The organism is Pseudozobellia sp. WGM2 (assembly GCF_017810075.1).
Taxonomy (GTDB): domain Bacteria; phylum Bacteroidota; class Bacteroidia; order Flavobacteriales; family Flavobacteriaceae; genus JADNYK01.
The window spans coordinates 1-3084 of the sequence record NZ_JADNYK010000020.1 but is presented as its reverse complement, the minus strand read 5'-3'; the positions used below and the strand labels follow the sequence as shown (position 1 = coordinate 3084).

The following is a 3084-nucleotide window of genomic DNA, read 5'->3' as shown; positions in this document are numbered from 1 at the left end:
AGGCGATGCCAGGGACGATTAGGTTCGTTCTCGAGGTACCGTGGATGGGACAGATGGGCATTTAATGCCTGTCGTGGCTCACGACAACGTTCATTGACATATTGGGACAGGGTACATTTTTTTTATAGAGATGTACTTTGAAGAAAAACACACGAATTTTTTAAGTAAAGAGTACGCAAATAGAATAGCGAAACAAAAGGACGGCGACAAGCTGGATAAGGGCGTATGGGGAATGCCTAGGCTCTCAGAGGCGACGAAGGACGCGATAAGCTGCGAAAAGCTGCGGGGATCGGCACATACGATATGATCCGCAGGTATCCGAATGGGGCAACCCGTTATACTGAAGGTATGACATCCGAAAGGAGGCAAACCCGGTGAACTGAAACATCTAAGTAGCCGGAGGAGGAGAAAACAAAAGTGATTCCGGGAGTAGCGGCGAGCGAAACCGGATTAGTCCAAACCGTACATGTTCCGGCATGTGCGGGGTTGTAGGACCGCGACATTCGAACAGTGATGAACTAGAACGTTTTGGAAAGAACGGCCATAGACGGTGATAGCCCGGTATAGGCAAAGATCTGCAAGATAGCGGTATCCTGAGTAGCGCGGGGCACGTGAAACCCTGTGTGAAACCGGCGGGACCATCCGCCAAGACTAAATACTCCTGAGAGACCGATAGTGAACCAGTACCGTGAGGGAAAGGTGAAAAGAACCCTGAACAAGGGAGTGAAATAGATCCTGAAACCATACGCCTACAAGCGGTCGGAGCCCCATTGGGGTGACGGCGTGCCTTTTGCATAATGAGCCTACGAGTTACTTTTACTGGCAAGGTTAAGGATTTAAGGTCCGGAGCCGCAGCGAAAGCGAGTCTTAACAGGGCGCTTGAGTCAGTAGTAGTAGACGCGAAACCGTGCGATCTACCCATGGGCAGGTTGAAGCTGTGGTAACACATAGTGGAGGACCGAACCCGTTGACGTTGAAAAGTCTTGGGATGACCTGTGGGTAGGGGTGAAAGGCCAATCAAGCTCGGAAATAGCTCGTACTCCCCGAAATGCATTTAGGTGCAGCGTGTAGATAGTTTTATAGAGGTAGAGCTACTGATTGGATGCGGGGGCTTCACCGCCTACCAATTCCTGACAAACTCCGAATGCTATAAAACGTTTCTGCGCAGTGAGGGCATGGGTGCTAAGGTCCATGTCCGAGAGGGAAAGAACCCGGACCATCGGCTAAGGTCCCCAAATATATGCTAAGTTGACAAAACGCGGTGGAACTGCACCGACAGCCAGGATGTTGGCTTGGAAGCAGCCATTCATTTAAAGAGTGCGTAACAGCTCACTGGTCGAGCGGTTCCGCATGGATAATGATCGGGCATAAGCATATTACCGAAGCCATGGCTTTGTATTTATACAAGGGGTAGGGGAGCATTGTAGTGCCGTCGAAGGCGAGCCCGCGAGGGGCGCTGGAGGAGCTACAAACGAAAATGTAGGCATAAGTAACGATAATGCGGGCGAGAAACCCGCACGCCGAAAGACCAAGGTTTCCCCGGCTATGCTAATCAGCCGGGGGTCAGTCGGGACCTAACGCGGACCCGAAGGGGGAAGTGGATGGACAAGCGGTTAATATTCCGCTACCCGCACATCATTGAAAGCGACGGAGGCGAGAAGTTGGTGCGTGCAGACGGAATTGCACGTTGAAGGGAGCGGTAACGCCCCGATAGTACACCGAGGCTACGGCCAAGGTGATAATCCAGTGTATCGACTTCCAAGAAAAGCGAGATGTGCGGCCCGTACCGTAAACCGACACAGGTGGTCGGGATGAGCATTCTAAGGCGCTCGAGAGATTCATGGCTAAGGAACTAGGCAAAATAGACCCGTAACTTCGGGAGAAGGGTCGCCCCCTTATGGGGGGCCGCAGTGAAGAGGTCCAGGCGACTGTTTATCAAAAACACAGGGCTCTGCGAAATCGAGAGATGAAGTATAGGGCCTGACACCTGCCCGGTGCCGGAAGGTTAAGGGGAGACGTAAATCCTTCGGGAGGAAGCGTTGAACTGAAGCCCCGGTAAACGGCGGCCGTAACTATAACGGTCCTAAGGTAGCGAAATTCCTTGTCGGGTAAGTTCCGACCTGCACGAATGGTGCAACGATCTGGACACTGTCTCGGCCATGAGCTCGGTGAAATTGTAGTATCGGTGAAGATGCCGGTTACCCGCAGTGGGACGAAAAGACCCCGTGCACCTTTACTATAGCTTCGTATTGACCTTGGTCAAGCAATGTGTAGGATAGCTGGGAGGATTTGAAGGCGCATCGCCAGGTGCGTTGGATCCATTGTTGAAATACCAGCCTTTGCTTGTCCGGGGCCTAACCCTCGTTTGAGGGAACAGTGCGTGGTGGGTAGTTTGACTGGGGTGGTCGCCTCCAAAAGAGTAACGGAGGCTTCTAAAGGTGCCCTCAGTACGGTCGGCAATCGTACGTAGAGTGCAATGGCACAAGGGCGCTTGACTGTGAGACATACAGGTCGAACAGGTTGGAAACAAGAGCATAGTGATCCGGTGGTTCCGCATGGAAGGGCCATCGCTCAAAGGATAAAAGGTACGCCGGGGATAACAGGCTGATCTCCCCCAAGAGCTCATATCGACGGGGGGGTTTGGCACCTCGATGTCGGCTCGTCACATCCTGGGGCTGGAGAAGGTCCCAAGGGTTGGGCTGTTCGCCCATTAAAGTGGCACGCGAGCTGGGTTCAGAACGTCGTGAGACAGTTCGGTCTCTATCTACTGCGGGCGTTAGAAATTCGAGCGGACCTGATTCTAGTACGAGAGGACCGAGTCGGACCGACCGCTGGTGCACCGGTTGTCCCGCCAGGGGCATTGCCGGGTAGCTATGTCGGGACTGGATAAGCGCTGAAAGCATATAAGCGCGAAACCAACCGCAAGATGAGATTTCTTTAAAGGGCCGTGGGAGATGACCACGTCGATAGGCCATAGGTGCAACGGCAGTAATGTCGGTAGCCGAGTGGTACTAATTGCCCGTACGGCTTGCGCAACGACGTGCCCCTTCGGGGGCACGGCAAATCCTTTGCAAGTGCCGTTCA

General features: G+C 53.2%; 1 rRNA gene. It reads left to right on the top strand.

The features are described from left to right. The first annotated feature begins 203 nt into the window (after positions 1-203). A 23S ribosomal RNA gene (locus IV512_RS19575) occupies positions 204-3036 on the top strand. The last annotated feature ends 48 nt before the right edge of the window (positions 3037-3084 follow it).